General features: G+C 57.3%; 28 protein-coding genes. 16 read left to right on the forward strand and 12 right to left on the reverse strand.

From position 1 onward, the window contains the following. Window positions 1-88 precede the first annotated feature (88 nt). The gene (gene carB, locus ACR0NE_RS09615) at window positions 89-3,433 is read right to left on the reverse strand and encodes a carbamoyl-phosphate synthase large subunit (RefSeq protein WP_170594599.1); all 3,345 of its coding nucleotides are present in this window, start codon (window positions 3,431-3,433) and stop codon (window positions 89-91) included. Between the two features lie 177 nt (window positions 3,434-3,610). Between carB and ACR0NE_RS09620 the strand changes: the two genes are divergently transcribed. From ACR0NE_RS09620 to aspS, 4 genes are all read left to right on the forward strand, one after another. Then, complete coding sequence (locus ACR0NE_RS09620; protein ID WP_170595292.1) at window positions 3,611-4,738, forward strand: aminodeoxychorismate synthase component I; 1,128 nt, start codon at window positions 3,611-3,613, stop codon at window positions 4,736-4,738. Beyond that, window positions 4,693-5,340 carry an aminotransferase class IV family protein gene (locus ACR0NE_RS09625; RefSeq protein WP_170392351.1) on the forward strand — a complete coding sequence of 216 codons (648 nt, stop codon included), beginning with the start codon at window positions 4,693-4,695 and terminating at the stop codon, window positions 5,338-5,340. Before ACR0NE_RS09620 ends, ACR0NE_RS09625 begins: the two co-directional genes overlap by 46 nt. After that, window positions 5,337-6,008 carry a type II CAAX endopeptidase family protein gene (locus tag ACR0NE_RS09630; protein WP_170594601.1) on the forward strand — a complete coding sequence of 224 codons (672 nt, stop codon included), beginning with the start codon at window positions 5,337-5,339 and terminating at the stop codon, window positions 6,006-6,008. Before ACR0NE_RS09625 ends, ACR0NE_RS09630 begins: the two co-directional genes overlap by 4 nt. Window positions 6,009-6,087: 79 nt before the next feature. Next, on the forward strand, window positions 6,088-7,863 hold the full coding sequence (gene aspS / locus ACR0NE_RS09635; RefSeq protein WP_170594603.1) for an aspartate--tRNA ligase: 1,776 nt from the start codon (window positions 6,088-6,090) through the stop codon (window positions 7,861-7,863). A gap of 232 nt (window positions 7,864-8,095) precedes the next feature. Here the strand turns inward: aspS and ACR0NE_RS09640 are convergent, their stop codons facing one another. After that, window positions 8,096-8,812, reverse strand: coding sequence for a response regulator (locus ACR0NE_RS09640; RefSeq protein ID WP_170401760.1), 717 nt, complete (start codon window positions 8,810-8,812; stop codon window positions 8,096-8,098). 134 nt (window positions 8,813-8,946) lie between these two features. Here ACR0NE_RS09640 and mce point away from each other — a divergent pair, with 134 nt between their 5' ends. Both mce and ACR0NE_RS09650 read left to right on the forward strand, forming a co-directional pair. Next, a complete protein-coding gene (mce, locus tag ACR0NE_RS09645) occupies window positions 8,947-9,351 on the forward strand; it encodes a methylmalonyl-CoA epimerase (protein ID WP_170401757.1) in 405 nt (134 codons plus the stop codon). Window positions 9,352-9,356: 5 nt separating this feature from the next. Continuing rightward, window positions 9,357-9,632 (forward strand): DUF1467 family protein, encoded by a 276-nt coding sequence (locus ACR0NE_RS09650; RefSeq protein WP_170392343.1) that lies wholly within the window; start codon window positions 9,357-9,359, stop codon window positions 9,630-9,632. A 1-nt stretch (window position 9,633) separates the two neighbouring features. On the opposite strand, the gene ACR0NE_RS09655 is transcribed toward ACR0NE_RS09650, so the two are convergent. The 3 genes from ACR0NE_RS09655 to ACR0NE_RS09665 form a co-directional block, all read right to left on the reverse strand. Next, window positions 9,634-10,332 (reverse strand): EI24 domain-containing protein, encoded by a 699-nt coding sequence (locus ACR0NE_RS09655; protein WP_170401754.1) that lies wholly within the window; start codon window positions 10,330-10,332, stop codon window positions 9,634-9,636. Continuing rightward, complete coding sequence (locus tag ACR0NE_RS09660; RefSeq protein ID WP_170594605.1) at window positions 10,329-10,907, reverse strand: nitroreductase family protein; 579 nt, start codon at window positions 10,905-10,907, stop codon at window positions 10,329-10,331. The genes ACR0NE_RS09655 and ACR0NE_RS09660 overlap by 4 nt, the downstream gene beginning before the upstream one ends. A 136-nt stretch (window positions 10,908-11,043) precedes the next feature. After that, window positions 11,044-11,292, reverse strand: coding sequence for a hypothetical protein (locus ACR0NE_RS09665; protein ID WP_170392337.1), 249 nt, complete (start codon window positions 11,290-11,292; stop codon window positions 11,044-11,046). Between the two features lie 121 nt (window positions 11,293-11,413). Between ACR0NE_RS09665 and ACR0NE_RS09670 the strand changes: the two genes are divergently transcribed. The 5 genes from ACR0NE_RS09670 (at window position 11,414) to ACR0NE_RS09690 (ending at window position 13,346) form a co-directional block, all read left to right on the forward strand. After that, window positions 11,414-12,115 carry a M48 family metallopeptidase gene (locus ACR0NE_RS09670; RefSeq protein WP_170594607.1) on the forward strand — a complete coding sequence of 234 codons (702 nt, stop codon included), beginning with the start codon at window positions 11,414-11,416 and terminating at the stop codon, window positions 12,113-12,115. Beyond that, a complete protein-coding gene (locus ACR0NE_RS09675) occupies window positions 12,115-12,483 on the forward strand; it encodes a YigZ family protein (RefSeq protein WP_170392333.1) in 369 nt (122 codons plus the stop codon). The genes ACR0NE_RS09670 and ACR0NE_RS09675 overlap by 1 nt, the downstream gene beginning before the upstream one ends. Window positions 12,484-12,551: 68 nt before the next feature. Further along, on the forward strand, window positions 12,552-12,803 hold the full coding sequence (locus ACR0NE_RS09680) for a DUF6455 family protein (protein WP_170420623.1): 252 nt from the start codon (window positions 12,552-12,554) through the stop codon (window positions 12,801-12,803). Between the two features lie 38 nt (window positions 12,804-12,841). Further along, entirely contained in the window at window positions 12,842-13,084 is a 243-nt protein-coding gene (locus ACR0NE_RS09685) for a DUF6455 family protein (protein ID WP_170465101.1), read from the forward strand. A 4-nt stretch (window positions 13,085-13,088) separates the two neighbouring features. Then, window positions 13,089-13,346: a DUF6455 family protein gene (locus tag ACR0NE_RS09690; protein WP_170512454.1), complete on the forward strand. Its 258-nt coding sequence runs from the start codon at window positions 13,089-13,091 to the stop codon at window positions 13,344-13,346. 3 nt (window positions 13,347-13,349) lie between these two features. On the opposite strand, the gene ACR0NE_RS09695 is transcribed toward ACR0NE_RS09690, so the two are convergent. After that, on the reverse strand, window positions 13,350-13,592 hold the full coding sequence (locus ACR0NE_RS09695; protein WP_010441831.1) for a CDGSH iron-sulfur domain-containing protein: 243 nt from the start codon (window positions 13,590-13,592) through the stop codon (window positions 13,350-13,352). 215 nt (window positions 13,593-13,807) lie between these two features. Between ACR0NE_RS09695 and ACR0NE_RS09700 the strand changes: the two genes are divergently transcribed. Both ACR0NE_RS09700 and ACR0NE_RS09705 read left to right on the forward strand, forming a co-directional pair. Further along, window positions 13,808-13,996, forward strand: coding sequence for a hypothetical protein (locus ACR0NE_RS09700; protein WP_255611743.1), 189 nt, complete (start codon window positions 13,808-13,810; stop codon window positions 13,994-13,996). Window positions 13,997-14,131: 135 nt separating this feature from the next. Continuing rightward, on the forward strand, window positions 14,132-14,488 hold the full coding sequence (locus ACR0NE_RS09705) for a diacylglycerol kinase (RefSeq protein WP_170392323.1): 357 nt from the start codon (window positions 14,132-14,134) through the stop codon (window positions 14,486-14,488). A 16-nt stretch (window positions 14,489-14,504) separates the two neighbouring features. On the opposite strand, the gene rimO is transcribed toward ACR0NE_RS09705, so the two are convergent. Beyond that, window positions 14,505-15,902: a 30S ribosomal protein S12 methylthiotransferase RimO gene (gene rimO / locus ACR0NE_RS09710; RefSeq protein WP_170594609.1), complete on the reverse strand. Its 1,398-nt coding sequence runs from the start codon at window positions 15,900-15,902 to the stop codon at window positions 14,505-14,507. 93 nt (window positions 15,903-15,995) lie between these two features. Between rimO and ACR0NE_RS09715 the strand changes: the two genes are divergently transcribed. Then, complete coding sequence (locus ACR0NE_RS09715; protein ID WP_170594611.1) at window positions 15,996-17,924, forward strand: AsmA family protein; 1,929 nt, start codon at window positions 15,996-15,998, stop codon at window positions 17,922-17,924. A 51-nt stretch (window positions 17,925-17,975) separates the two neighbouring features. Here ACR0NE_RS09715 and ACR0NE_RS09720 read toward each other — a convergent pair whose 3' ends face one another. The 4 genes from ACR0NE_RS09720 to ACR0NE_RS09735 are packed head-to-tail and all read right to left on the reverse strand — an operon-like array spanning window position 17,976 to window position 22,550. Continuing rightward, window positions 17,976-19,472, reverse strand: coding sequence for a phosphomannomutase/phosphoglucomutase (locus ACR0NE_RS09720; protein WP_170594613.1), 1,497 nt, complete (start codon window positions 19,470-19,472; stop codon window positions 17,976-17,978). A 15-nt stretch (window positions 19,473-19,487) separates the two neighbouring features. Then, the gene (gene kdsA / locus ACR0NE_RS09725; RefSeq protein ID WP_170564054.1) at window positions 19,488-20,321 is read right to left on the reverse strand and encodes a 3-deoxy-8-phosphooctulonate synthase; all 834 of its coding nucleotides are present in this window, start codon (window positions 20,319-20,321) and stop codon (window positions 19,488-19,490) included. A gap of 5 nt (window positions 20,322-20,326) precedes the next feature. Next, window positions 20,327-21,913, reverse strand: coding sequence for a capsule biosynthesis protein (locus ACR0NE_RS09730; protein WP_170392313.1), 1,587 nt, complete (start codon window positions 21,911-21,913; stop codon window positions 20,327-20,329). Then, a complete protein-coding gene (locus ACR0NE_RS09735; protein WP_170392311.1) occupies window positions 21,891-22,550 on the reverse strand; it encodes an ABC transporter ATP-binding protein in 660 nt (219 codons plus the stop codon). Before ACR0NE_RS09735 ends, ACR0NE_RS09730 begins: the two co-directional genes overlap by 23 nt. A gap of 208 nt (window positions 22,551-22,758) precedes the next feature. Between ACR0NE_RS09735 and ACR0NE_RS09740 the strand changes: the two genes are divergently transcribed. Further along, window positions 22,759-23,346 carry a uracil-DNA glycosylase family protein gene (locus ACR0NE_RS09740; RefSeq protein WP_170512441.1) on the forward strand — a complete coding sequence of 196 codons (588 nt, stop codon included), beginning with the start codon at window positions 22,759-22,761 and terminating at the stop codon, window positions 23,344-23,346. Continuing rightward, window positions 23,339-24,127 carry an SseB family protein gene (locus ACR0NE_RS09745; protein WP_170401714.1) on the forward strand — a complete coding sequence of 263 codons (789 nt, stop codon included), beginning with the start codon at window positions 23,339-23,341 and terminating at the stop codon, window positions 24,125-24,127. The genes ACR0NE_RS09740 and ACR0NE_RS09745 overlap by 8 nt, the downstream gene beginning before the upstream one ends. 9 nt (window positions 24,128-24,136) lie before the next feature. Here the strand turns inward: ACR0NE_RS09745 and yghU are convergent, their stop codons facing one another. After that, on the reverse strand, window positions 24,137-25,012 hold the full coding sequence (yghU, locus tag ACR0NE_RS09750; protein WP_170401711.1) for a glutathione-dependent disulfide-bond oxidoreductase: 876 nt from the start codon (window positions 25,010-25,012) through the stop codon (window positions 24,137-24,139). Window positions 25,013-25,221: the final 209 nt, after the last annotated feature.

Here is a 25,221-nt window from a genome sequence, read left to right on the forward strand (position 1 = left end):
CGCCCATCATGTGGGCGATGGGCAAGGAGGGGAAGAAAAAAGACCCCGGCCGAGGCCGGGGTCCATTCATTCATACCGTTGCCGGGGCTTAGCCCTGCAGCGATTTCACCTCAACATCGCCTTCGGCCTGCGCCTTGATCGCCAGCGCGGCGGCATAGCTTGCTGCGGCTGTGGTGTAATAGGGGATCTTGTCATACAGCGCGATCGACCGGATTGATCGGCTGTCTTCCACCGCCTGTGCGCCTTCGGTCGAGTTCATGACCAGCTGCACGCCGCCGTCCTTCATCAGGTCGGTCACATCCGGGCGGCCTTCGTACACTTTGTTGACCACGCCGCACGGCACACTTTCTTCAGTCAGCCAGGCTTGTGTGCCGCGGGTCGCAACAAGCTCAAAGCCTTGCTCAACCAGAACACGCGCTGCTTCGAGCATATCCGGCCCTTTGTCAGCATCCTTGATCGAGATAAACGCACGACCTGCGCTGGGCAGCACCATACCGGCCCCCATTTGTGCTTTCAGGAAAGCGCGCGGGAAGTCGCGATCCCAGCCCATGACCTCTCCGGTCGAACGCATTTCAGGGCCCAGGATGGTGTCAACGCCGGGGAAGCGGGCGAAAGGCAAAACGGCTTCTTTCACCGAGAACCACGGCATGTCGGGATCGGCCAGCGTCATCTGGTCGGCGATTTTGGTGTCATCGACCGTTTTGTAAGGGGGGCGTTTCGGGAAATTCGCCAGTTTCTCGCCCGCCATCACCCGCGCCGCAATCGACGCAATCGCGCTGTCAGTGGCTTTGGCCACAAAAGGCACGGTGCGGCTGGCACGAGGGTTGACCTCAATCAGGTAAATCTCGTCATCCTTGATGGCGAACTGCACGTTCATCAGGCCGACGACATTCAGCGCCTTGGCCAGCTTGAACGCCTGATCCTTAATCTGTTCGATGATCTCTTTCGACAGCGAATAAGGCGGCAGCGAACAGGCCGAGTCGCCCGAGTGCACGCCGGCCTCTTCGATGTGCTGCATGATGCCTGCAACATGCACGTCGTTACCGTCGCACAGCGCGTCCACGTCCAGTTCGACCGCACCGGCCAGATAGCTGTCCAGAAGAACCGGGCTATCGCCCGAAACCACCACGGCCTCGTTGATGTAGCGCCGCAATTGATCCATGTCGCGCACGATTTCCATCGCGCGGCCGCCCAGAACATAGGAGGGGCGGATGACCAGCGGGAAGCCGATATCTTCGGCAATCTCCAGCGCCTTTTCGTCGGTCGAGGCGATGCCGTTCTTGGGCTGCTTCAGGCCCAGTTCATTGACCAGCGCCTGGAAACGCTCACGATCTTCGGCGAGGTCGATCGCGTCGGGCGTGGTACCGAGGATCGGGATACCTTCAGCCTCCAACGCATTGGCCAGTTTCAGCGGGGTCTGCCCGCCAAACTGAACGATCACTCCATGCAGCGCACCGGCTTCCTGTTCCTTCGTAAGGATTTCCATGACGTGTTCGAAGGTCAGCGGCTCGAAATACAAACGGTCCGAGGTGTCATAGTCCGTTGAGACCGTTTCGGGGTTGCAGTTGACCATGATCGTTTCATAGCCCGCCTCGGTCAGCGCGAAACAGGCGTGACAGCAGCAGTAGTCGAATTCGATGCCTTGACCGATCCTATTCGGGCCACCGCCTAGGATGACGACCTTTTTGCGGTCGCTTGGACGCGCCTCGCATTCGACCTCACCCATCATCGGGGCTTCGTAGGTCGAGTACATATAGGGGGTCTGCGCCTCAAATTCCGCAGCGCAGGTATCGATGCGTTTGAAGACGGCATTCACACCCAGATTGCGGCGGGTGCGGCGGACGTTGTCTTCGTCACGGCCGGTCAGATTGCCCAGACGCGCGTCGGTGAATCCAAGCATTTTCAGTTTGCGGATACCGTCCTCGGTAACCGGCAGACCATCTTTGCGCACCTGACGCTCGGCCTCGATGATCTCACGAATGCGGGCCAGGAACCACGGGTCGAACTTGGTGACACCGAAGATTTCATCGTCGGTCAGGCCGTGACGCATGGCCTGCGCGATTGTGCGCAGACGATCGGGGGTCTGCTGGCTGATCGCCTTGATCACGGCGGCCTTGTCGTCGGCTTCTTCCCAGACTCCGACGTTCAGACCGGGGATTTCGATCTCATCAAAGCCTGTCAGACCCGACTCCATCGAGGCCAGAGCCTTTTGCATCGATTCGTGAATGGTGCGGCCGATGGACATGGCCTCACCCACCGACTTCATCGCGGTGGTCAGGTAGGGTTCGGAACCGGGGAATTTCTCAAAGGCAAATTTCGGGATCTTGGTGACAACATAGTCGATGGTCGGCTCGAACGAGGCCGGGGTGACCTTGGTGATGTCATTGTCTAGCTCGTCCAGCGTGTACCCAACGGCCAGTTTTGCGGCGATCTTGGCAATCGGGAAACCGGTCGCCTTCGAGGCCAGCGCAGAAGAGCGGGACACACGCGGGTTCATCTCGATCACGACCATACGACCATCAACCGGGTTGATCGCCCACTGCACATTTGACCCGCCGGTTTCGACGCCGATTTCGCGCAGCACGGCAATCGAGTGATTGCGCATGATCTGGTATTCTTTGTCGGTCAGCGTCAGGGCAGGGGCCACGGTGATCGAGTCACCGGTATGCACGCCCATCGGGTCGACGTTTTCGATGGAACACACGATGATGGCGTTGTCAGCGGTGTCGCGCACCACCTCCATCTCGTATTCTTTCCACCCCAGAAGACTTTCATCGATCAGGATCTGACCGACGGGGGACGCATCCATACCCGAGCGGCAAATATGGATATAATCCTCGCGGTTATATGCGACACCGCCGCCGGTGCCGCCCAGCGTAAAGGCGGGGCGGATGATGGCGGGCAGACCAACTGTTTCGAGGGTTTCAAGCGCCACTGCCACACCGGCGTCGAGATCTTTCTTGCCGTTCTCATCCTTGGGGGCCGTCACGATCTCGGCCTTGGGGTTTTCGATGCCCAACCTATCCATCGCCTCGCGGAACAGGGCGCGGTCTTCGGCCATTTCGATCGCGTCGCGCTTGGCGCCGATCATCTCGACGTTGAACTTATCCAGCACGCCCATCTCTTCCAGCGCCAGCGAGGTGTTCAGGCCGGTCTGTCCGCCCATAGTGGGCAGTAGGGCATCGGGGCGTTCTTTTTCGATGATCTTGGCGACAACCTCGGGCGTGATCGGCTCGATATAGGTCGCATCGGCTAGCCCCGGGTCGGTCATGATCGTTGCAGGGTTCGAGTTCACCAGAATGACCCGATAGCCTTCCTCGCGCAGCGCCTTACATGCCTGAGCGCCGGAATAGTCGAACTCGCAGGCCTGACCGATAACAATGGGGCCTGCCCCGATGATCATGATCGACTGGATGTCGGTTCTTCTCGGCATGGCTTGGCCCCTTCAATTGTCCGCGAGTCAGGGCACCGCCCCAGCGCCCAAATTGTCCTGCGTTATAGGGACCGCGCGAAAAGGTGCAAGAGGTATCGGAAACGGGTTTGAAATTGCCGCTTTCCCCTCTTTCCCTTGGCGCGCTATTCTCTATACCGCGCAGCACGGCAAATGAGGATGCAATTGCGTATTCGTTTCGATCAAGGACCAGCTGGGCGCGGAACCCGGTTTGAGCGTCCGTCCCGGATTATCCGCGCGGATAACGCGGCAGAGGTGCCCCAGGCTCTGGCGGCGCTGGATCAGGCGCGCGCGGATGGGGCCTGGCTGGCAGGATACGCAAGTTATGAGCTGGGCTACGTGCTGGAACCACGTCTGGCAGACCGGCTGCCAGAAGGACGACGCCTGCCACTACTGTGTTTCGGTGTGTTTGACGCACCGGATCGCGTTGGACTGCCAAAGGCGTCGGGCAGTGTCACTGCGTTTCAGCCCCGCTGGGACGAGGCGCGATATACGCAGGCCTTTCGTACAGTGCATGAGGCGATTGGTGCGGGTGACATTTATCAGGCAAATCTGACCTTCCCAATTGATCTCGATGTAACCGGAGACAGCGTCGCGCTTTATGCGGCGCTTGCGGCTGGTCAACCCGTCGGCCACGGCGCCTTGGTTGAGCAGGAGGGGCTGCCTGATCTGCTGAGCCGCTCGCCCGAACTGTTTTTCCGAACCGACGCCGAGGGCCGGATCGAAACGCGCCCGATGAAGGGAACTCAACCGCGCAGCGAGGACCCAGTCGAAGACGAGCGTCGACGCGCTTTCCTGTCTTCGGATGAAAAGAACCGGGCCGAAAATCTGATGATCGTCGATCTGCTGCGCAACGATATTAGCCGGGTCGCGCTGGCCGGATCGGTGAAAGTACCCGAGCTGTTCAAGGTTGAGACCTATGCGACTGTCCATCAGATGGTCTCGCTTGTGCAGGCGCAGTTACACCTTGGCGTAGGCCTTTCTGATGTTCTGACCGCCTTGTTCCCGTGCGGATCAATCACCGGAGCGCCAAAGATTCGCGCGATGGAGATCCTGTCCGAACTGGAACCTTGGCCTCGCGATGTTTACTGCGGAACCATCGGTTGGGCGGCCCCGGACGGTCGGTCGGAATTCAACGTGGCCATCCGGACCCTCATGGTTGAAGGCGGCAAGGCGACCCTTAACGTAGGCGGCGGGCTGGTCTGGGACAGCACCGCGCCATCGGAATATGAGGAGGCGCTATGGAAAGCCCGCTTCGCCCACCAACTGAGCCTGATTTCCGTCTGATCGAAACTTTGGCCTACAGGCCGGGGCAGGGGTTCGTCAGGCTTGATCGTCATTTGGCCCGCATGGCGCGCACAGCACAGAAGTTCGGCATTGATTTTGACCGAACCGCCGCTTGGACGATTTTGGATGCGAGTTTGGGTGAGATTGCATTGCGCTGCCGTTTGACCTTGGACGCGGATGGCAAATTTGAACTGACGTCCGGAGAATTGGCTGCCAATCCGTCGGTCTGGCGTGTGGATTTGGCCAAACAGAGACTATCATCATCGGATATCTGGCTGGGTTACAAAACGACCCGACGGGCCGTCTATGACATGGCGCGGGCGGGCTTGCCGCTAAGAGTTGATGAGCTTTTGTTTTTGAACGAACGGGATGAGCTTTGCGAGGGCACTATCACGAACCTGTTCCTGACCATGCCCGACGGCAGACGACTTACGCCCTCACTGCGATGCGGATTGCTTCCCGGGGTTTTGCGCGAGGAATTGTTGGATAATAAAGAAGTTACCGAATCCGTTCTGACCTTGACCGATCTAAAAAACGCGCAATCTATCCACTGTGGAAATTCCCTTCGGGGGCTGATCCGTGCGGAGCTTGTGGCACCTTGAGCAAAAATACCGAATGGGTGGAGACCCCTGTTACCAACTCACGCCTCAGGATTGAGTTTGTGCTCTTTTTTGTGGCGGTTCCCATAGCCATCGCGACATTGTTCCCGCCAAACTGGATGTTCCCCTCGCTTTTTGCGTTTACCGGACTGGGGATACTGCTGCTGCAGGATACGCCCGGTTTTTCCTGGGCGGAGCTTCGGTATGGCTGGCGAAACTGGTCGTGGACCGAAGTCTTTGCATTTACCCTGTTCATGGCTACCTTCTGTTCCGCCCTGGTGCTGTGGGCGCGACCGGATGCAGCCTTTGTTTTGCTGCTGCATCGGCCAGAGATGTTGATATTCATCTGTATCGGCTACCCGTTGCTGTCCGCTCTGCCACAAGAGCTGCTTTTCCGCTCTCTCTTTTTCCGACGCTATCACGCGATCCTACCTGAAGGGCGGGCCGCATACCTTTTGAACGCTGGCCTGTTTTCGCTTGCGCACCTCATGTACTGGAGCTGGGTCGTAGCCATCATGACTTTCGTCGGAGGCCTCCTGTTCACCTGGGCCTACCGCAAGCGCGGATCATTCTTTTATGCAGTTCTTCTGCACGCAATTGCCGGTAATATTATCTTTGCGGCAGGGCTGGGCGTCTATTTCTACTCGGGCAACGTGCAAAGGCCGTTTTGACGGCGCGACCCGCCTTGACTTTCCAAGCCTGACGGGGTGTATCGGCGCGACGAATTCTGCGCCCGAAGGGATATGATCCATGCACGCCTATCGCAGCCACACCTGCGCCGCTCTGACCGCCGCCAATGTCGGTGAAACCGTCCGCCTGTCCGGTTGGGTGCATCGTGTCCGAGATCACGGCGGCGTACTGTTCATCGACCTGCGCGACCATTTCGGTGTGACCCAGGTTTTGTGCGACGGCGATAGTGCGGCATTTGCTGAACTGGAAAAGGTACGGTCCGAGTGGTGCATCCGCATCGACGGCACTGTCAAAGCCCGCGACGCTGATCTCATTAACCCGAAATTGCCGACAGGCGAGATCGAGGTTTATGTGCGTGAGCTGGAGGTTCTTGGTGCTGCCGACGAATTGCCGTTGATGGTGTTCGGCGATCAGGAATACCCCGAGGAAACACGTCTGCGCTATCGCTACCTCGACCTAAGACGCGAGGCGATGCAGCAAAACATGACCCTTCGCTCGGACGTTGTCGCATCTATGCGCCGCCGGATGTGGGATCAGGGATTCCGTGAATATCAGACACCGATCATTACCGCATCGTCGCCCGAAGGCGCACGCGACTTTCTGGTCCCCTCGCGACTACATCCGGGCAAGTTCTACGCCCTACCGCAGGCCCCGCAGCAATTCAAACAGCTGATCATGGTGTCGGGCTTCGACAAGTATTTCCAGATTGCACCCTGCTTCCGCGATGAAGACCCGCGTGCAGACCGATCGCCCACCGATTTCTATCAACTCGATCTAGAGATGTCGTTTGTCGAGCAGCAGGATGTGTTCGACACCATCCAGCCCGTGCTGACCGGTGTGTTCGAAGAGTTCGGGGGCGGGCGCAAGGTCGATCAGGAGTGGCCGCAGATTTCCTACAAGGACTCAGCCCTGTGGTACGGCACCGACAAGCCTGACCTGCGGAACCCCATTAAGATGCAAGTGGTCTCTGACCACTTCCGCGGTTCTGGCTTCGCGATTTTCGCGAAGCTGTTGGAGCAGGAAGGCACCGAAATCCGCGCTATCCCAGCGCCGAGCGGTGGCAGCCGCAAATTCTGTGACCGTATGAACGCCTTTGCCCAGAAAGAAGGTCTACCCGGCATGGGCTACATCTTCTGGCGTGATCAGGGCGAGGGTATGGAGGCCGCAGGTCCACTGGCCAAGAACATCGGCCCCGAACGCACCGAGGCGATCCGTCAGCAATTGGGTCTGGGCGTCGGTGATGCCGCGTTCTTCCTGGGTGGTAAGCCAAAAGTCTTTGAAAAGGTGGCCGGAAAGGCCCGTGACGTGATCGGAGATGAACTGAATCTCACCGAGAAAGACCGCTTTGCCTTTGCCTGGATCGTCGATTTCCCGATCTACGAGCAGGACGAAGAAACCGGTGCGATTGATTTCGAACACAACCCCTTCTCGATGCCGCAGGGCGGGATGGAAGCTTTGCAGGGCAACCCTCTGGACGTACGCGGGTACCAATATGATCTGGCCTGTAACGGCTACGAATTGGTTTCGGGTGCCATCCGGAACCACAAACCCGAGATCATGCTGAAAGCCTTTGAACTGGCGGGCTATGGTGAAGACGAAGTGAAGTCCCGCTTTGGCGCACTGTTCAATGCCTTCCACTACGGCGCCCCGCCGCACGGCGGCTGTGCCGCAGGTATCGACCGGATCGTGATGCTGCTGGCGGATGAGGCCAACATCCGCGAGGTCATGATGTTCCCGATGAACCAGCGCGCCGAAGACCTGATGATGGATGCGCCATCCGATCCGACCTCGGATCAGTTGATGGAACTGGGTCTCAGGATCATCCCGCAAGACTAAATCTAGCCGCCCGCCCTGAGCGGGCGGTTTACGTTTGGGGCAGTGCAATACAATCGGTGTATTCGCCGCGCCACGCAAATCGGAGTTGCGTGGTGGTCTCAAAACAAGCTCAACTCAATCCAGTGGATTTGCGGCATCCCGACGATTGCGGATGCTCCTGGCCGTCTGTCGTGTCAGGCGGTAGACCCAGATGCAAAGGATCGATGCGGTAATAAAGTACGCGGTCAGCATCTCAGATCGCCTCTTGCCGCTCGAGCCGATCCTGAACCAGACCCGCAATCCGTGCAGCCTGGGCGGTGACCGGTGTCCCCTGCGCACGAGATTGGGCAAGGTCCCGGGCTGCTTCGGCAAGCACAGTATCTTCGGCGTCTCGCGCAACGCTTTGCAGGAATTGTACCGCATAATCCAACGTGCGCTGATCAGTGGGGCCGGTAAGCACGTCGGCGATATGGGCCATGTCGTCCCGATAGGCCAGCGGATCGGGCTGAACGATATTATCCCTGACGGAATCCAGACCTCCTGGGCGGCGATCTTCGGGCAGAAGTTCAAGTATGGAGGTCTGGAAATAAGCGACCGAGGTCAGGGGTTTGGCCAGAAACCCATCTGCACCTGCGCGTCTGGCGATAACCTGCATGCTGTCATCGCCAGACAGCCCGAGAATGACACCGATGCGGGGTACAGCGTGGGTCATTTCGGCTATCAGGTCAGCGCCGGACCCGTCAGGAAGACCCATATCGACGATCAGGACCGAGGGACGATAGATTTGCAGATGGCGCCGCGCTGATTTCAGACAATCCGCACGACGGATACGCGCACCGCTATGCAAGCACATCAATCGTATTGCATCGCATGCATAGCGGCTGTCTTCGACCACAAGGATTGTTTGGCCCAGCAGCGGTCGCATCTTGGTGGCCAGCGCTGGAGAGGCGAAAGGTCCCGAATCGTCCATGGCAGAACTCCTGTTTAGCAGATGCCTCACGCTAGGAACTTCTGGCTAATACAGGGTTAACGACGATTTGGCGCACTTGTCCTTTGGGTATACTGCCCCCATAACCGCTGCAACGCAGAAGGAAGGAGAGTCCCATGATTGGTCGCCTGAACCACGTAGCCATTGCTGTTCCCGACCTGGAGGCCGCATCGTCCCAGTATCGCAATGCGCTTGGCGCTAAAGTCGGCGCTCCACAGGATGAGCCGGATCATGGGGTCACCGTGGTCTTTATTGAACTACCGAACACCAAGATCGAATTGCTGTATCCGCTGGGTGAGAACAGCCCGATCAACGGGTTTCTGGAAAAGAACCCATCAGGCGGCATCCACCATGTCTGCTATGAGGTCGAGGATATCATCGCAGCCCGCGATCATCTGAAAGAGACCGGTGCGCGCGTTCTGGGATCGGGTGAACCCAAGATCGGAGCGCATGGCAAACCGGTGTTGTTCCTGCACCCGAAGGATTTCAACGGATGCCTCGTTGAGCTGGAGCAGGTCTGAAGTCGATGACCATTACCGCCGCTCTGGTTCTTTTCGCTGTAATTTGGTTTCTGACCTTGCTGATTGTTCTGCCTGTGCGCATCAAAACGCAGGGGGATCTTGGGGATATTGTTCCGGGCACTCATGCGGGTGCGCCGGAAGTCCATCACATGAAGAAGAAGCTGTGGATTACCACCGGGATATCGGTGGTGCTGTGGGCGATCATTGCAGGCATCATTATCTCCGGCGTAATCAGCGTGCGCGATTTCGATTGGCTGAACCAACTGGAGCCGCGCGAGTAGCTCAGGTTCGGCTACCCGACAGACCGTGATAAATGTGTGTGAAGGTCGCCGCTCCTAGGATCGGGATCAACAGGTTGACCAATGGCACAGAGAGCGGGACCGCCATAAGAATACCGGCGACCCAAATGGTTGTCGCGTGCTTCGCGCGCAGCTTTCGCGCCCCCTCGCGCCCCAGTCGGCGCATCGCAGCCAGGGTGAAATATTCTCTCCCCAGAAGAAACCCGTTCATACCCCAAAAGATAAACAACGCGAATGGCGTGAAGAGTGCATAGAGGATCAATGCCAACAGGTTGGCAACAATCAGTACACCCAGAAAACTGAGCGTATCCCTTAGCGCATCGCCAAAGGGGATGCGCTGAGCCGGCGGCAGACCGGGGTAATGCTTATCCTCAACCGCCTGTGCGACCTCATCCAGAAACATCGAGGTGATGGCTGACGCAACGGGGACCATCAGAAACACCGACAGCACCATCATCAGCAGGAATGATGACACGCTGAGCAGGTCGTTCAACCATGTCACCTCACCCAGTATTGGCAAGGTGGCCTGATCGCCGACCAGCGCGTTGATCAGCCACAAAAATCCGGCATAGGCAGCCACCAACAACGCGAATGTCAGGCCAACACCCAACAGAAGTACCTTGCGGAATCTTGGGTCGCCGATCTGTCCCAGCGCCTGTAGAAACGACTGGATGATGATCATTCGGAAACCCATTGGGTTAGTGCCTCCACATTGGGGCGCGGTCGTTCGGGAGGGGTCGTACCTTCGGTTGCGATATGGATAAAGCCTGCAATCTTCTCGTTTTCGGCCAAGCCAAGCCCCTGTTCGCAAAACTCGCGATCATGCGATTGCCAGCCGGACAACCAATTGGCCCCCCAACCTGCGGCCAGCGCTGCGTTCAGCAGAGCCAGACATACCGCACCCGCTGAATAGGTCTGTTCAATTGCCGGTATCTTGTCAGAAGGTTTCTGCACCTCAATAACAGCAACCGCCAAATGGCCCATTTCGAATTGGCTGCGCGCCTTGGCGATATCTTCGGGCGATTTTCCCAAGGTGAGACCACAAGTTTCTGTAAGATCTGCAAGGCGTTGCATGGCCCCATGCTCGACAACAACAAAACGCCAGGGTTCCAGCTTTCCATGGTCCGGGCTGCGCGCTGCAGCAGTCAGCAGCGGCCTCAGCTCTTCCCGGGTCGGGGCTGGGGATACTAGCGTTTTGGCCGGACGAGACCGGCGCGCGTGCAGAAAATCCAGCGCAGCTTGGTTCTTCAGGGTCATATGTTAACTTCCTTCACATGGCAGTCTGTATGTCGGAGGCATACTGTTCTCTTTCAAGGGCAAACCGTTCATCAAAAGGCGACAAATTCAATCTGAATTGCTGCTTGTGATCAGACGCAAGATCCAAAAGGAACCATTAGTCTTTGGTGCTCTCGGACTCACGTATCTGATAAACGCCCTCGGGCAAATCCAGCGCAGCGGCCAGATCGCGTACCTGCTCTGGTGACAGGGTAATCTTCTGGATCTGATCGGTCCGCGGGTCCAACTGCTCAAGCGTGACGCATTCAGCGAAGTTGTTGATGACGACATCCTCTTGCAAAGGCTTTGCGCCTTCGTCCACCAGCGTAATCACCGTCGAGTCGAATTCGTGTTCAATTGAAAACATATGTGCAGAGTGCAGGGCATAAGATCGCAATGCAACCCGTTGCAAGCTGTAATCGGCTGTGGCCCGGCCTTAAATGCCGCGCTATGCTTGTCTGCCGACAGAGTGACCGAAAGGAATGTGAATGCGCCGTCTTGCCCTGTTGCTGGTGATGCTGTTGGCGGCTTGCGATATGTCGCCTGTTATCGCGATCCCGGCCGATCAATGGCAGCCATCGTCATCAGAACAAAAGGACAGGGCGCGCGTATTCGAGCAGGTCAGCCGGGCTGTCGGAACGACCGCAAGCCGGGAATGCCGCCGCCAATCGAGGACTGCCAATTGTGATTTCGTGATTTTGGTTGATCTCTCGTCAAATGCCCCAGCGAACGCGTTTCAGACCTTGGACAAGGATGGGCGGCCGCTGGTCGTTTTTACACAGCCGATGATCGATGCAACGCAGAACGCGGACGAGATGGCCTTTGTCATGAGTCATGAGGCCGCCCACCATATTTTGGGTCACATCGCCCGGCAGGCGCAGAACGCCAAAGAGAGCGCGCGGATATTCGGTGAACTTGCGCGCAATCAGGGCGCGGACGATGCAGGGATTCAGCGCGCACAGGCGCTGGGTGCTGAGGTCGGGGTGCAGAACTACACGCGTGAGTTCGAATTGGAAGCGGATCGTCTGGGGACACAGATCACTTACGCGGCGGGGTATAATCCGCTGGTCGGGATGGCTTTCTTCCAACGCATTCCTGATCCGGGTGATCGTTTCCTTGCCACGCACCCTCCCAATGCCCAGCGGGTCGAAGTTGTGTTGCAAACGGCGCGGGAACTGGGATTACGATAATGGTCAACTTAACCCGATTGGGCGTCGTTCTCAGTGATCGCGGGTCGAAATATGCTGTGACGGGCGCGGGGGTCACCAGTCGTGCTGATGTCGATGCGGTACTGGCGGAACTGAAATCCGACAAGGCATATGCGAAGGCAACTCACAACACTTGGGCAGCCATCTTGCCAAACGGTGCGCTCAAGGCCGATGACGGAGAGTCTGGCGCGGCGATGGTCATATTGCGGATGATGGAGCGGGCGGAGCTGACGGATCACGTAATCATCGTGACACGCTGGTACGGTGGCAAGAAGCTGGGCGGGGACCGCTTTCGCCGCGTGCAGGACGCCACGCGGGCCTATCTGGACCAGCTGGCAACCGGGCATTGACCTGAGTCAAGGGCACTGTGCGGGGCATGCGTTACCCTTTCCATAGAGTGAATGGAAAAGGAAACCGCATGTCTGATCGTGAAACGCTGCGACGTCACGCCGACCTTGTAGATCGGATGGCCACGACGCTGGGCGTAGATTTGCAAGAAGTTGCCATCGAAGGGGCCTTACAGTTCGACGAAATCTCGGACGCGGTATTGCGGTGCACGGAATGCCCGAATCCGGGCCATTGCAAGGCCTTTCTGGCCAAGAACCTGACAGCGCCCGACACACCTGAATACTGCCGCAATCACGAGCTGCTGAACAGGCTCAAGCCGTAACGCCAAAGGGGGGTACCGTGCCACGACTTGGAGGGATCATGACCCATCTTCGCCTTGTATTGCGAATGGCACAGGCGACGGGAGCCGACCTTGCCACCGCACATCGCGACGGGCACCTGAGCCAACAGGAATGGGCAGATATGGTTCAGCTCTGCCGCGGGTGCGAATGGGCGCGGGCATGCCCAGACTGGTTGAACGAGAACGAAACGGCGGAAAGCGCGCCCTGCACCTGCCCAAACCGGCACAGGTTCGCCACCTTGAGGGTCAGCAAACAAAGGTGATCAAATGGACCGAACATCACTGGGCGAGATCGAAAAACACTTTTGGCTGACACGCTCGGTCGCGCGATCCTTAGGGATTTCTCTGACCGAAGCAATGGCCGAAGGGAAACTGACACCTGCCGACTACGCTCAGATGGTGACCCGATGCCGGGGCGCAATATGCGACGAACGTTGTCAGATATGGCTTGCCGCACAACAAGGAATGGCTGAGAAAGCACCTGATTTTTGTGCCAATGCTCAGGTTTTGAACGACTTGACCTGACTTTCAGAGCTTATTGTGCGTTCCGTCGCACAACGGAGGATTGGCGCAGTGCTTACAGCCACAAAAAAACACCTTTTTGCTGGCCTCAGCCGTATATTTTACGGGTTCGAACGACGTATCTTTGTGCGAACCGTCGCAAAATGGTTGCCGCTTGGACTTGCCACAGGCGCACCAGAAATAGGTTTTTCCTTCGGTCACTTCGACCGGATAGGGCGATTTCTGGGCGATGATCGGGGCGTCTGACATGTGGCTACTCCGTCTTTGGCTGATGTCGAAGTCAAAGTTTAGGGCTCTTTGTCAAAAAAGGTAGACTGCGAATGAAAACCCGCCTTCCAGCGTGGTTTCGCCTTTATTCACGAATACGTTATCGATTCGGTTGCCATATGAAATTCTTGGTCCTATTCTGATACCGGCCCCGAAAAACTGGGCAATATCAGAAAAGTAATAGAGGATTGATGGACATGAAACTGAAATTTGCTGCTATCTGCGCCACGGCCGTTGTATTGACTGCGTGCTCGCAGCAAGAGGAACCGACCCCGGTTTACATCCAGCCCGACTATGACAAGTTTGGTACACCCAGTTGCTCGGCAGGCTATGAACTGGCCACAACCGAAGCAGGCCAGACCGTATGTAACCCGGTCACCCAATAAGTATGAAGCAGGCGGTTCTGATCGCAGGGCCGCCTGCGCACCTCTAAAAAGAACACCGCCTTCGAGGCGGTTTTTTCTTGCCTTTCTGCTGTGGGTCGCGGACGTCTTCTTGCAGGACGACTGATCGGAATCCCCATGCGCAAATTCTTTGACCACCTAAAGGATCGTACCCGCTGGAGCTGGCAGGGCCTGGCTGCAACCTGGCGGCAAGAGTATTCGTTTCGTGGGTGGGTTTGGGCCAACCTGATTTCTGCTTTATTGGCGCTTGCACTCCCCCTAGGTACGGCAGAACGGGCGCTGATCCTTGCTCTGGGCATTCTGGTCTTGGTGGCCGAGCTATTTAATACGGCCATCGAGCGTGCCGTCGATCACACCTCGACCGAGCACCACGCGTTGGCGGGGCAAGCCAAGGATGCAGCAAGTGCAGCGGTGGCGTTGTCTGCAATCGCTGCCGGAGTGGCGTGGATCGTGATTTTGATCGGCCTGCTCTAGGAACAGACGCCTTTTGTCACGCCAAGGGGTGCAAACGCCCCCACAAGTCGTATTCTCCGGCCCCATCCACCTCGACCGTGACGATATCCCCGGGTTTCAGGCCTTCGAAGCCTTCGTCGATAAACAAGTTGCCATCGATTTCTGGAGCATCGGCCTTAGTGCGGCAGGTTGCGGCCTCTTCATCCACCTCGTCTACGATGACATCGAGTTTTTGGCCAACCTTTGCTGCCAGCTTGGCCTCAGAAATGGCCTGAGCTTTCTCCATGAAACGCTCCCATCGCTCTTGCTTGACCTCGGCCGGGACATGATCCGGCAGGTCGTTCGAGCGGGCGCCATCGACATTTTCGTACTGGAAACAGCCGACACGATCCAACTGCGCTTCGTCCATCCAGTCCAGGAGCGTCTGGAACTCTGCCTCGGTTTCTCCGGGGTAGCCGACGATAAAGGTTGATCGCAAAGTGATATCCGGACAAATAGCGCGCCAGTTGGCAATCTCGTCCAGAGTTTTTGCCCCGGCGGCAGGGCGGGCCATGCGTTTCAGAACATCGGGATGCGCATGTTGGAATGGAATGTCGAGATACGGAAGCACATTGCTACCCGCATCTGCCATCAGCGGAATCAAATCGCGCACATGGGGGTAGGGATAGACGTAATGAAGCCTGACCCACGCATCGAACTGGCCCAGTTCACGCGCCAGATCGGTGATATGGCTGCGCACCTCCCGATCTTTCCATGGGTTCACGTCATACTTACGATCCAGCCCATAGGCCGAGGTATCCTGTGAGATCACAAGCAGTTCGCGCACGCCGCTGTCGACCAGTTTCTCGGCCTCGCGCAGCACTGCATGGGCCGGGCGGCTTGCGAGTTTACCGCGCATGTCGGGGATGATGCAAAACTTGCACTTATGATTACAGCCCTCGGAAATCTTGAGATAGCTATAGTGGCGCGGGGTAAGTTTGACGCCCGAAGCGGGCAGCAGATCGACATAAGGGTTTGGGTCGGGTGGTACGGCTGCATGTACTGCGTCCAGCACCTGTTCGTACTGATGCGGTCCTGTAACCGCCAGAATGCGCGGATGGTGTTCCCGGATATAGTCAGGCTCAGCCCCCAAACAGCCGGTCACAATGACCTTGCCGTTTTCAACCAATGCCTCGCCAATTGCGTCCAGCGACTCGGCCTTGGCGCTGTCCAGAAACCCGCAGGTATTCACAATAACGGCATCAGCACCCGTGTAGTCCGGCGAAATACCGTACCCCTCGGCCCGCAACCGGGTCAGGATGCGTTCGCTGTCAACCAGCGCTTTTGGACAACCCAGCGACACCATTCCAAGGGTCGGTTGGCCACGGCGGGGTGTCTCGGCGATCCGGGCCTCTGGGGCTAGATCGGGGCGAAGGTTCGGTGGGTTCTTGCTCATGGCCGGGCATATAGAGGGGAAAGCTTCCCCTTGCAAATCCCGCCCGCTCGGGGCTGACTTGAAACAGAGCAGAAAGGCCGGAAAGGCAGACCCATGAAGTGGCTCATTCGTTTTCTATTTCTCATCGTTGCAGCCTTCGGGCTGGTCATTGGTGCCTTGCTGCTGATGCCAGGCGAAAAACTGGCGACAATACTTGCTGAACAAGTAAAGGCGCAAACAGGCCGCGATCTCGAGTTGACCGGTGACGTCAAACTGTCATTTTGGCCGGTATTGGGGATGGAAACCGGCCGTGTGACATTTGGCAATGCGCCTTGGGCCGGGCCGGAACCGATGCTTAGCGCCCAAAGCCTCGCGGTTGGGGTCGATGCCTCGGCGTTGTTGTCTGGGAATATCCGGATCAAACGGGTGTTGGCCGATAGCCCGGTTCTACGCCTTGAACGCGCCGATGGGCGCGGCAACTGGGAGCTGCATCAGCCAGGTAACTCCTCGCAAACGGGCGCTACGGCGCAAGCCGTTGAAAGCCGACCCATCACGCTCGAGCGGTTGGAACTGACCAATGCGCGCCTAATCTATCTTGAGAATGGCGCGGTTAGTATGGATTTTGCCGATGTCGATCTTTCGGCCCGCTGGCCTGACGTAACGGCCCCAATGGAAATGCAAGCCAGTATGTCCGTCCCCGGAGGCAGCGTCGCAGTGGACCTTACCATCCCCGACTTGCCCGCATTTTCCAGCGGCGCTGTCACGCCGTTGCAGCTGAGCCTAACCGCGCCTGGCGGAGATATTCAGTTCTCGGGCCGGGTGAATCTGGCCGGCGAAATGGATGGCAAGACGACGGTCACGGCCAAGGACACCCAAAGGATGCTGGCCGCGTTTGGTCAGGGAGGAGTCACCGTTCCGGAGGGACTAGGACAGGTCGCGAGCGTATCCGGGCAGATGACCTATACCCGGGACGGGCGGATTTCATTGCGCAACATGATCGCGGTTCTGGATCAAAACCGGCTCGAGGGCGAAGCTGACATCCAGATTTCAAATCCGCCCCAGATGACTGCGCGTCTGAAAGCAGGTGATCTCGACTTATCGAAGGTAAGCGGAGGCAACGCTTCTGACGGCACCTCAGATACGGAAGCGTGGTCAAAAGCCCCAATTGATGCGTCGTTTCTGGCGCTGGCAAATGGCAAGATCCGTTTGCAAGCCACCTCGATTGCGGTTCCGGGTATGACCTTTGGGAAAAGTGATCTGACACTCAGCCTTGATCGGTCGCGGGCGGTATTGCAGATGCACCCGGCCTCGCTGTTCTCGGGGCAATTGAACGGCCAGGTGGTCGCCAATAATCGCAACGGTCTGTCGGTTGGTGGAAATCTGAAAGCCGCCAATATCGATATCAACGAAGCGCTCGAAACGCTGGGGGATATCAAACGGCTTTCGGGCACCGGTTCAGGCAATCTTGAATTTCTGGGCGTCGGACAGAGCGAAGATCAGATCATGCGATCGCTCAGCGGCAACGGAGATATCGAGGTCGGGCGGGGCGTTATCTCGGGGCTGGATCTTGACCGCCTTATGGGGCGAGGAAAGGGATCGGGTGGTACGACCGTATTCAACAGCCTTACGGCCAGCTTTACGATAAAGAATGGCGACTTGACCAACAAGGACCTGTTGATGCAGCTGGATAATTTCCGGGCGGACGGTACGGGCCGCATTGGCTTAGGAGCTCGCGATATCGATTATCTGTTTACACCAGTCGCCCTGCGCGCCAACTCAGGGCAGGGGATATCGGTACCCGTCCGAATTAAAGGTCCGTGGAGCGACCCGTCGATCAAGCCGGACCTTACCAAAGTAATTGAGGCGGCAGCCGAAGGCAAAGTTAAAGAACTGGAAGACGACGCAAAGAAGAAGGTTTTGGAAAAGGTTGGTAAGGAATTGGATACCACGGTGACGGATTCCGATCACATCGAAGACGCGCTGAAGAACAAGCTTGAGGATGAGGCCAAGAAAGGCCTGCTCAAGTTGTTTGGCGGGGATTGATCTAAGCGCGATAACAAAGGGCGCCGAAACGGGAGCCCTTCATTGTGTCATTTAGATTGTCTGATCGTATTCGCCCACGCCGGGTTCAGTTCGAATGACGGCGTCGATATCTGCGAAGATCGCGCGCATTTCATCCTCGCTTTCGCTGCTTTCGCAGACGACGACCAGATTGGGTGTATTGGATGACGCGCGAACGAGGCCCCAACTGCCATTATCCAAAATGACGCGGGCTCCATTGACGGTCACGACCTCTTTGATAGCCCGCCCCGCAAAGCGTTCGCCCGCATCGGCTTTGGCGACCAGTCTTTCGACCAAGCGCTGCAGGATTTCGTATTTCTCAGTATCCGCTGCGTAAGGAGACATGGTGGGTGTTGACCACGTCTTGGGCAGCGCCTTGCGCAGGTCCGACATGCTTTGATCCGGGTTACGGTCCATCAGTTTGCAGATTTCCACCGCCACGCGCATTCCGCAGTCGTATCCGCGCCCGACCGGTTCGGCCAAGAAATAGTGTCCCGATTTCTCAAACCCAGCCAGCGCACCGATTTCCTTGACGCGGCGCTTCATATGGCTATGGCCGGTTTTCCAGTAGTCGGCTTTGACCCCAAGCGCTTGCAACTCGGGATCGCTGGCGAACAGCCCAGTGGATTTCACATCGGCTACAAAGGTCGAACCTGGATGCAGCTTGGCCAGATCACGGGCCATGATGACGCCGACCTTATCGGCAAATATCTCTTCGCCTTCGTCATCCACAACACCGCAACGATCGCCATCCCCATCAAACCCTAGCGCCAGGTCCGCGCCGCTGGATTTGACTGTGTCGGCCATGTCATGCAGCATTTCCATGGCTTCCGGGTTCGGATTGTAATTGGGGAAGGTGTAATCCAGCCGTGTATGGCTGGGCACAACCTCAACCCCGATCCTTTCGAAAATCTCGGGCGCGAAGGCGGCGGCGGTGCCGTTGCCGGTGGCACAAACCACTTTCAGCGGACGCGACACTTTGAAGTCACCGACCAGATCATCGATATAGGCTTCCTTCACGCCATCGACGAATTCATATGACCCGCCCGGGCGTGCAACACCTTCCCCGTTCAGGACGATGTCGCGCAGTTCCGACATTTCGTCAGGGCCGTGGGTCAATGGGCGGTCAAAGCCCATTTTGACGCCGGTCCAACCGTTCGGGTTATGGCTTGCCGTGACCATCGCAACCGCCGGTACGTCCAGATGGAATTGCGCGAAATACGCCATCGGGCTGAGCGCTGGGCCGATATCTTTCACCTGAACACCCGCCTGCATAAGTCCAACGATCAGAGCGTTTTTGATCGACAGGGAATAATCGCGATAGTCATTTCCCACTGCAATCACGGGTTCGATCCCGCGTTTGAGCATCTGTGTGCCCAGACCCAAACCCAGGGCCGTCATGCCTGGCAGATTGATCTCATCGGGGTATTTCCACCGCGCGTCATATTCGCGAAAGCCCGTGGGCTTGATCATCGGATCGCGTAGAAAGCTCCAGGTGTTTGGGGTCACCTCAGGCAAAGGCTTGGTCATCACAAATCTCAATCGTTAAATCTGAATTGGGTTTTCTTTGGCCAGCGCATCAAATCGCATCAATGTGTCAACCAGATGGCCCATCTGATCCAAAGGGATCATGTTCGGCCCATCTGAGGGGGCGGTGTCGGGATCCTGATGGGTTTCTATGAAAACAGCCCCGACGCCTAGAGATACAGCGGCGCGCGCCATCACTGGCGCAAACTCACGCTGTCCACCCGAGGAACCACCTTGGCCGCCGGGCTGTTGCACCGAATGGGTCGCGTCCATGACGACCGGATATCCGGTTTGCGCCATCTGCGGCAGCGATCGCATGTCCGCGACCAGCGTATTGTAGCCAAACGAAGTTCCACGCTCGGTCAGCAGGATGTTCTGATTGCCGGTGCTTTCGATCTTAGTGACGATATTCGGCATTTCCCACGGGGCAAGAAACTGCCCTTTTTTTACGTTGACCGCTTTGCCGGTATTGCCCGCCGCCAGCAGCATGTCCGTCTGACGACACAGAAACGCAGGGATTTGCAGAATATCGACGGCCTCAGCCGCAATCGCGCATTGCGCTTCGGTATGGACATCGGTCAGTACCGGTATGCCCATGGTCTTGCGGATATCTTCCAGCACCTGCAGCCCGGAATCAATGCCCATGCCGCGCTTGCCGGACAGCGAGGTCCGGTTAGCTTTGTCATACGAGGCCTTGAACACATATTGCGCACCTGCGGCGTCGCATGCCTCTTTCATGGTGCCGGCGATCATTTGGGCGTGATCGGCGGTTTCAAGCTGGCAAGGGCCGGCAATGATGGTCAGCGGAAGGTCGTTGCCAACCGTCAGGTCGGCTATTTTTACATGTTTCATGAGTCTTACGAGGATACCTGTTCACGAAGGACCGACGCGGTAAGCGAGATCATCAGGTAGATACCAGCAAATAACAGGAATGCCAAAATCGTATTTTCGAACTTGCGCGGATAGCTGGGTTCCTGGCTGGCGACCGGGTTCACCGAGACGGTCAGATACCGCACTTTCCTATTGGCCTCGGTCCGCGTGGCTTCCATTTGCTGCATTGCAGTTTGCAGCATCATGTCACGCGCCGCCAGATCGGCCTGAGCCATCTGGATTCGCACGCTCAAACGCGCCAGAGAATTTTCGCCCGCTGATACGTCGAGCATCTCGGCATTCAACTCATCAAGGACCGCTTGCAGCCGCGCGATATCCGCCCGTGTACCATCCACCTTGGCCTGGTTGGGGCGCGTATTATCGAGTAGCGCGGCCAATTGTAGTTCTTTGTCCTGCAGCTCGAATTCGAACTGATCGATCCTTCCCCGCAGGCTGGCGATCACACTTTGCGGGTCCAGTATCGCACCTTGCAGCTGCAGTTCGATCAGGTCTTCCTGAGCCTGTCTGCGTGCCTCTTGCGCAGCCTCAAAACTCGCCAAGGCATCGCGCATCTGGTCTTCGCGTTTCAATTCAGTCAGACCATTGATGGTCTCTTCCGCGTAAGAGATAAGCCGCCTGGACAAATCGACCGCTATCTCGGGGCTCGGCGCTGCGACCTCCATTCGGATGACGCCGTCACTAGGATCATATCCGATTGTGATCATACGCTTATAAAGCTTGTAGGTTTCTTCAAGCGTCGCATCAGCCGGCAATCGTTGGATCGGGTCTATCCAATCCTGCCGAAAAAACTCAGTAAATCCGACATCACGCTCAAGCCGTTCCAATGCATCCTTGGATTCCAGAAATTCCTGAGTGGACACGGAATCCTGCGCTGTCGCAAACTGCGTGCCCGCCAGAAATCCACCGAACGAGGCACCGCCGCCATCCGCTTGCAGGATCGAAAACACCGAGTCGCTGGCATACATCGGCGTCGCCACGCGATAGAAATAGTAGCCCACGATGAATGTTGGAATGAATACGAACACCGTCAATCGTGCGAATAACCCGGCAAGCTTGCGGCGTCGGCGGCGGGCGATGTCTTTCTGGATCTGCCCGATTTCATATTCACGACGTTCGGCTGGGCTGAGTTCGGGTCCTGGCAGGTTCTTCTGCGAGTCCCTGGTCGTTTGCGGCAGGTGAATCTTTATATTGTCTTGCGCGGCGTCATCACCAGTTGGCTTACCTTGGTCAGGAGCTGCCAGATCAAGCAGGTTTGTGCGCTGAAACGGATCAATTCCTTTTTTTCGTAACAGTCGGACCGCATCGTAGTCAGACGTCGCCGCCAGCCCGTTCTTGTGCGCCAAACGCCGCGCGACGCGCAATTGCCGCCCTGTCAGACCTTCGCGTTTGATCGCGTCCAACTCGTTGCCCGGTTGCTGAGTGTCGTCAGCCGAGTCTGTGCCTTGGGTCGCCTTTCGGATGCGCGAAATGGCGTCCGAGCGTGCCTCGGCAGTGCCAGAACCGCGTGCCGTGCGGTCGGGGTTGTATTTCCTAGCCTTGGGTTTGGTAGTCATAGAGCTGCTTTGCCTCTTCCAAGGTTTCAAACATGTAAAGCTGGCCGTCTACCAATACCGCAGCCTGCCGCGCGAATTTTTCAAGAAGCGAAGGGTTGTGCGATACGATCACCAAGGTTGTCGTGCGCAGCTTCTCTTTCAGAATGTCGCCCGCCTTCTTGTTGAACTCGACATCGGTTGTCGAGGGCATCCCCTCGTCAATCAGATACATATCGAAATCTAGGGCCAGCATCAGTGCAAATGTAAACCGGGCCCGCATTCCGGACGAATAGGTTCCGAGCGGCTGGTCGAAATACTCACCCAAGTTGCACAGCCATTTGCAGTAGGCTTCGACATAGTCGGGATCCATGCCGTAGATCTTCGCGATATAGCGTGCGTTCTCCAGCGCGGACAGGCGCTTGGCCACACCTCCTGCAAAGCCCATGGGGAAGGATACGCGGCAGTCGCGCCGAATCACGCCTTCGTCGGGCTTTTCCAGCCCTGCCATCATGTTGATCAACGTGGTCTTGCCGGTTCCGTTCGGGGCCAGCACGCCAAGAGATGTTCCAAGCTCGACCCGGAACGAGACCCGATCCAGAATCACCTTGCGGCGGGTTCCGGTCCAGAAAGACTTGCTGACATTTTCGAATTCCAGCATGTGCGGCCTGCAGATCGCTCGGGGTTTTGACGGTTTGAGGATCGGTGTGCTACCGATCCATGTTGGCCACATTATGTCGAAATATGAAACAAATGATCAATGCGCATCCGCGTTCATGACATTGATGTGTTGCAAGGACGGTTTCATTGGCTCGAGGGTAGATGATGCCTATCCTCATCGATGAACATTGCGAAAGCCTGTTGATCCGATGAATTCGCTGATTGAGGACATCCAAGCCTGCCGTTTGTGCGCGGATAGGTTCGCGCAGACCACGACTGCGCACCAGCCGCGCCCGGTGGTCTGGTTTCGCCCCGGTGCGCGCATTTTGATCGCAGGTCAGGCACCGGGCGCGCGCGTCCATGCTTCAGGGAAGCCTTTCACCGACCCTTCGGGTGACCGGCTACGGGATTGGCTGGGACTGGATGAGAACGCATTTTATGACCGTTCGCGCGTATCCATCGTGCCGATGGCGTTTTGCTTCCCCGGATACAATGAGCGCAAGGCCGACCTGCCTCCGCCGCCGATATGCGGGCGCACCTGGCATGACAAGGTGATGGCTGCGTTGGGAGAAGTACCGTTGACGATCCTCGTCGGGGGTCATGCCCATAAATATCATCTTGGCGTGAACACACCGGTCACCGAGACTGTTAGTCTTTGGCGAGACCATGCGCCGCGCGTCTTTGCCTTGCCTCACCCGTCCTGGCGCAATACGGCTTGGCTGAAGAAAAACCCCTGGTTCGAGGCCGAGCTGTTGCCGGTGCTACAGAAACGGGTGCACGAGGTTCTGAATGACTGAAGCCACAGCTTTGGATGCTGCACATGACGCCATGCAGGCGGCCCCGGAAGACGACAACGCTCGACTACGCTTTTTCGAAAGACTGGCCGATAGCGAGCTGTTCCTGATGCTGACCGAGGAAGCGAAGGATGAAAACATCTCGCCCGAGCTGTTCGATGTGGCGGATGGTCGTTTTGTTCTGGTGTTTGATCTTGAAGAACGACTGGCGGCATTTGCGGGTCGGCCGGTCCCCTATGTCGCTCTGTCGGGTCGTGTTCTTTCAGGGATGTTGTCGGGGCAGGGGGTCGGGCTGGGTCTGAACCTTGATGTTGCACCGTCGTCGATGTTGATCCCCGCTGAAGCGCTCGGTTGGTTGTCTGACACGCTGCAGCATGGTCCTAAGGAGGTGCAGCAGCGACTTGCCGAATTCTATCCGCCCTCCGGTCTGCCAGATGTTCTGTTGACCGCGCTTGATGCAAAGCTGGCGACGGCTGCAGGTCTGGCTGCGGCGGCGTTTCTGGTTGGGACAAAGACTGAAGATGGGGGGCAGGGCCATTTATTGGGTTTTGTTTCAGCGGTCGAAGGTGCGCAGCCAGCGCTTGCACGCGCCGTATCCGAGGCATTGACCTTTTCGGGGATCGAGGCCGGAGCGCTGGATGTTGGCTTTTTTGAAGTGCAGGATCCGGCTACTTCTGCCTTGGCAAAGGTTGGGCTGCGGTTCGATTTGCCCCAGCCTCAAGCGCCCAAAATGGAAAGGGCCGCGCCGGGCAGTGATCCCGAGCGGCCCCCAATATTGAAGTAGCGCAGGACGTTAGTCTGCCGCTTCCAGTTTATCCTGCGTGCGCGTCTCAAAATCGCTGGCGTCATGGCGTTCGTGCAACTGCGTATGCGGCTCTCCAAACGCACGATTGACCATCCGGCCGCGCTGAACGGCGGGGCGAGCATCGATGGTTTTGGCCCAACGCATCACGTTTTCATAGCTTTCGACATCCAGGAATTCTGCCGCATCATATAGACGGCCTAGAACAAGCTGCCCGTACCACGGCCAGATCGCCATGTCGGCGATGGTATAGTCCTGACCTGCAATATAAGGCTTATCGGCAAGTTCCAGTTCCAGCACATGCAACTGGCGTTTGGCCTCCATCGCGAAACGGTCGATCGGATATTGCCATTTCTCAGGCGCATAAGCGTAGAAGTGGCCAAAGCCACCGCCCAGATATGGCGCGCTGCCCATTTGCCAGAACAACCAGTTCATCACTTCTGTCCGCTCGGCACCGCTGGCGGGCAGAAACTCACCGAATTTCTCAGCGAGATGCAGCAAGATGGAGGCGCTCTCGAAAACGCGCACAGGTGTTTCACCTGAATGATCCCACAGCGCCGGTATCTTCGAGTTAGGATTGGCCCCGACAAAGCCCGAGCTGAACTGATCACCTTCACCGATGTTGATCAGCCACGCATTGTATTCGGCCCCGGAATGGCCCAATGCCAAAAGCTCCTCCAGCATGACCGTAACCTTGACGCCGTTTGGGGTGGCGAGCGAATACAGTTGAAGCGGGTGCTTCCCGACCGGAAGATCCTTTTCGTGGGTCGCACCGGCTATGGGCCGGTTTATATTGGCAAAGCGTCCTCCGCTTTCGCTGTCCCAAGTCCAGACCTTTGGGGGTGTGTAAGTGGATTGTTCGCTCATCTTTTGCCTTTCTGCATCATTTGGCCAAAACGCGCCGCCTTCACAGCTAATATTGCAAAACTCAAAGTCCAACCCCGGATGTGGCGAGATATTTGTAACATTGCGCCTCGTTCACCTCACAAAACCCCTCTGGTTTTCACAGCGGCGCGAGGGGGTCTTCGCGCCGGGCCAAAATTACCTATTGTTTGACCAGACCCGCAGTTCGGGTG

Source organism: Ruegeria sp. C9, from assembly GCF_056537585.1.

Excerpts from the sequence above, each read along its gene's own strand:
- ACR0NE_RS09670 (WP_170594607.1), top strand. The coding sequence starts at position 11,414 with ATGCGCCGTCTTGCCCTGTTGCTGGTGATGCTGTTGGCGGCTTGCGAT.
- ACR0NE_RS09735 (WP_170392311.1), bottom strand. The coding sequence starts at position 22,550 with ATGCTGGAATTCGAAAATGTCAGCAAGTCTTTCTGGACCGGAACCCGC.
- ACR0NE_RS09685 (WP_170465101.1), top strand. The coding sequence starts at position 12,842 with ATGACCCATCTTCGCCTTGTATTGCGAATGGCACAGGCGACGGGAGCC.
- ACR0NE_RS09655 (WP_170401754.1), bottom strand. The coding sequence starts at position 10,332 with ATGATCATCATCCAGTCGTTTCTACAGGCGCTGGGACAGATCGGCGAC.
- ACR0NE_RS09715 (WP_170594611.1), top strand. The coding sequence starts at position 15,996 with ATGAAGTGGCTCATTCGTTTTCTATTTCTCATCGTTGCAGCCTTCGGG.
- kdsA (WP_170564054.1), bottom strand. The coding sequence starts at position 20,321 with ATGAAACATGTAAAAATAGCCGACCTGACGGTTGGCAACGACCTTCCG.
- mce (WP_170401757.1), top strand. The coding sequence starts at position 8,947 with ATGATTGGTCGCCTGAACCACGTAGCCATTGCTGTTCCCGACCTGGAG.
- ACR0NE_RS09665 (WP_170392337.1), bottom strand. The coding sequence starts at position 11,292 with ATGTTTTCAATTGAACACGAATTCGACTCGACGGTGATTACGCTGGTG.
- yghU (WP_170401711.1), bottom strand. The coding sequence starts at position 25,012 with ATGAGCGAACAATCCACTTACACACCCCCAAAGGTCTGGACTTGGGAC.
- ACR0NE_RS09660 (WP_170594605.1), bottom strand. The coding sequence starts at position 10,907 with ATGACCCTGAAGAACCAAGCTGCGCTGGATTTTCTGCACGCGCGCCGG.
- rimO (WP_170594609.1), bottom strand. The coding sequence starts at position 15,902 with ATGAGCAAGAACCCACCGAACCTTCGCCCCGATCTAGCCCCAGAGGCC.
- ACR0NE_RS09625 (WP_170392351.1), top strand. The coding sequence starts at position 4,693 with ATGGAAAGCCCGCTTCGCCCACCAACTGAGCCTGATTTCCGTCTGATC.
- ACR0NE_RS09720 (WP_170594613.1), bottom strand. The coding sequence starts at position 19,472 with ATGACCAAGCCTTTGCCTGAGGTGACCCCAAACACCTGGAGCTTTCTA.
- ACR0NE_RS09705 (WP_170392323.1), top strand. The coding sequence starts at position 14,132 with ATGCGCAAATTCTTTGACCACCTAAAGGATCGTACCCGCTGGAGCTGG.
- ACR0NE_RS09700 (WP_255611743.1), top strand. The coding sequence starts at position 13,808 with ATGAAACTGAAATTTGCTGCTATCTGCGCCACGGCCGTTGTATTGACT.
- aspS (WP_170594603.1), top strand. The coding sequence starts at position 6,088 with ATGCACGCCTATCGCAGCCACACCTGCGCCGCTCTGACCGCCGCCAAT.
- ACR0NE_RS09680 (WP_170420623.1), top strand. The coding sequence starts at position 12,552 with ATGTCTGATCGTGAAACGCTGCGACGTCACGCCGACCTTGTAGATCGG.
- ACR0NE_RS09690 (WP_170512454.1), top strand. The coding sequence starts at position 13,089 with ATGGACCGAACATCACTGGGCGAGATCGAAAAACACTTTTGGCTGACA.
- ACR0NE_RS09730 (WP_170392313.1), bottom strand. The coding sequence starts at position 21,913 with ATGACTACCAAACCCAAGGCTAGGAAATACAACCCCGACCGCACGGCA.
- ACR0NE_RS09745 (WP_170401714.1), top strand. The coding sequence starts at position 23,339 with ATGACTGAAGCCACAGCTTTGGATGCTGCACATGACGCCATGCAGGCG.
- ACR0NE_RS09675 (WP_170392333.1), top strand. The coding sequence starts at position 12,115 with ATGGTCAACTTAACCCGATTGGGCGTCGTTCTCAGTGATCGCGGGTCG.
- ACR0NE_RS09650 (WP_170392343.1), top strand. The coding sequence starts at position 9,357 with ATGACCATTACCGCCGCTCTGGTTCTTTTCGCTGTAATTTGGTTTCTG.
- carB (WP_170594599.1), bottom strand. The coding sequence starts at position 3,433 with ATGCCGAGAAGAACCGACATCCAGTCGATCATGATCATCGGGGCAGGC.
- ACR0NE_RS09695 (WP_010441831.1), bottom strand. The coding sequence starts at position 13,592 with ATGTCAGACGCCCCGATCATCGCCCAGAAATCGCCCTATCCGGTCGAA.
- ACR0NE_RS09640 (WP_170401760.1), bottom strand. The coding sequence starts at position 8,812 with ATGGACGATTCGGGACCTTTCGCCTCTCCAGCGCTGGCCACCAAGATG.
- ACR0NE_RS09740 (WP_170512441.1), top strand. The coding sequence starts at position 22,759 with ATGAATTCGCTGATTGAGGACATCCAAGCCTGCCGTTTGTGCGCGGAT.
- ACR0NE_RS09620 (WP_170595292.1), top strand. The coding sequence starts at position 3,611 with ATGCAATTGCGTATTCGTTTCGATCAAGGACCAGCTGGGCGCGGAACC.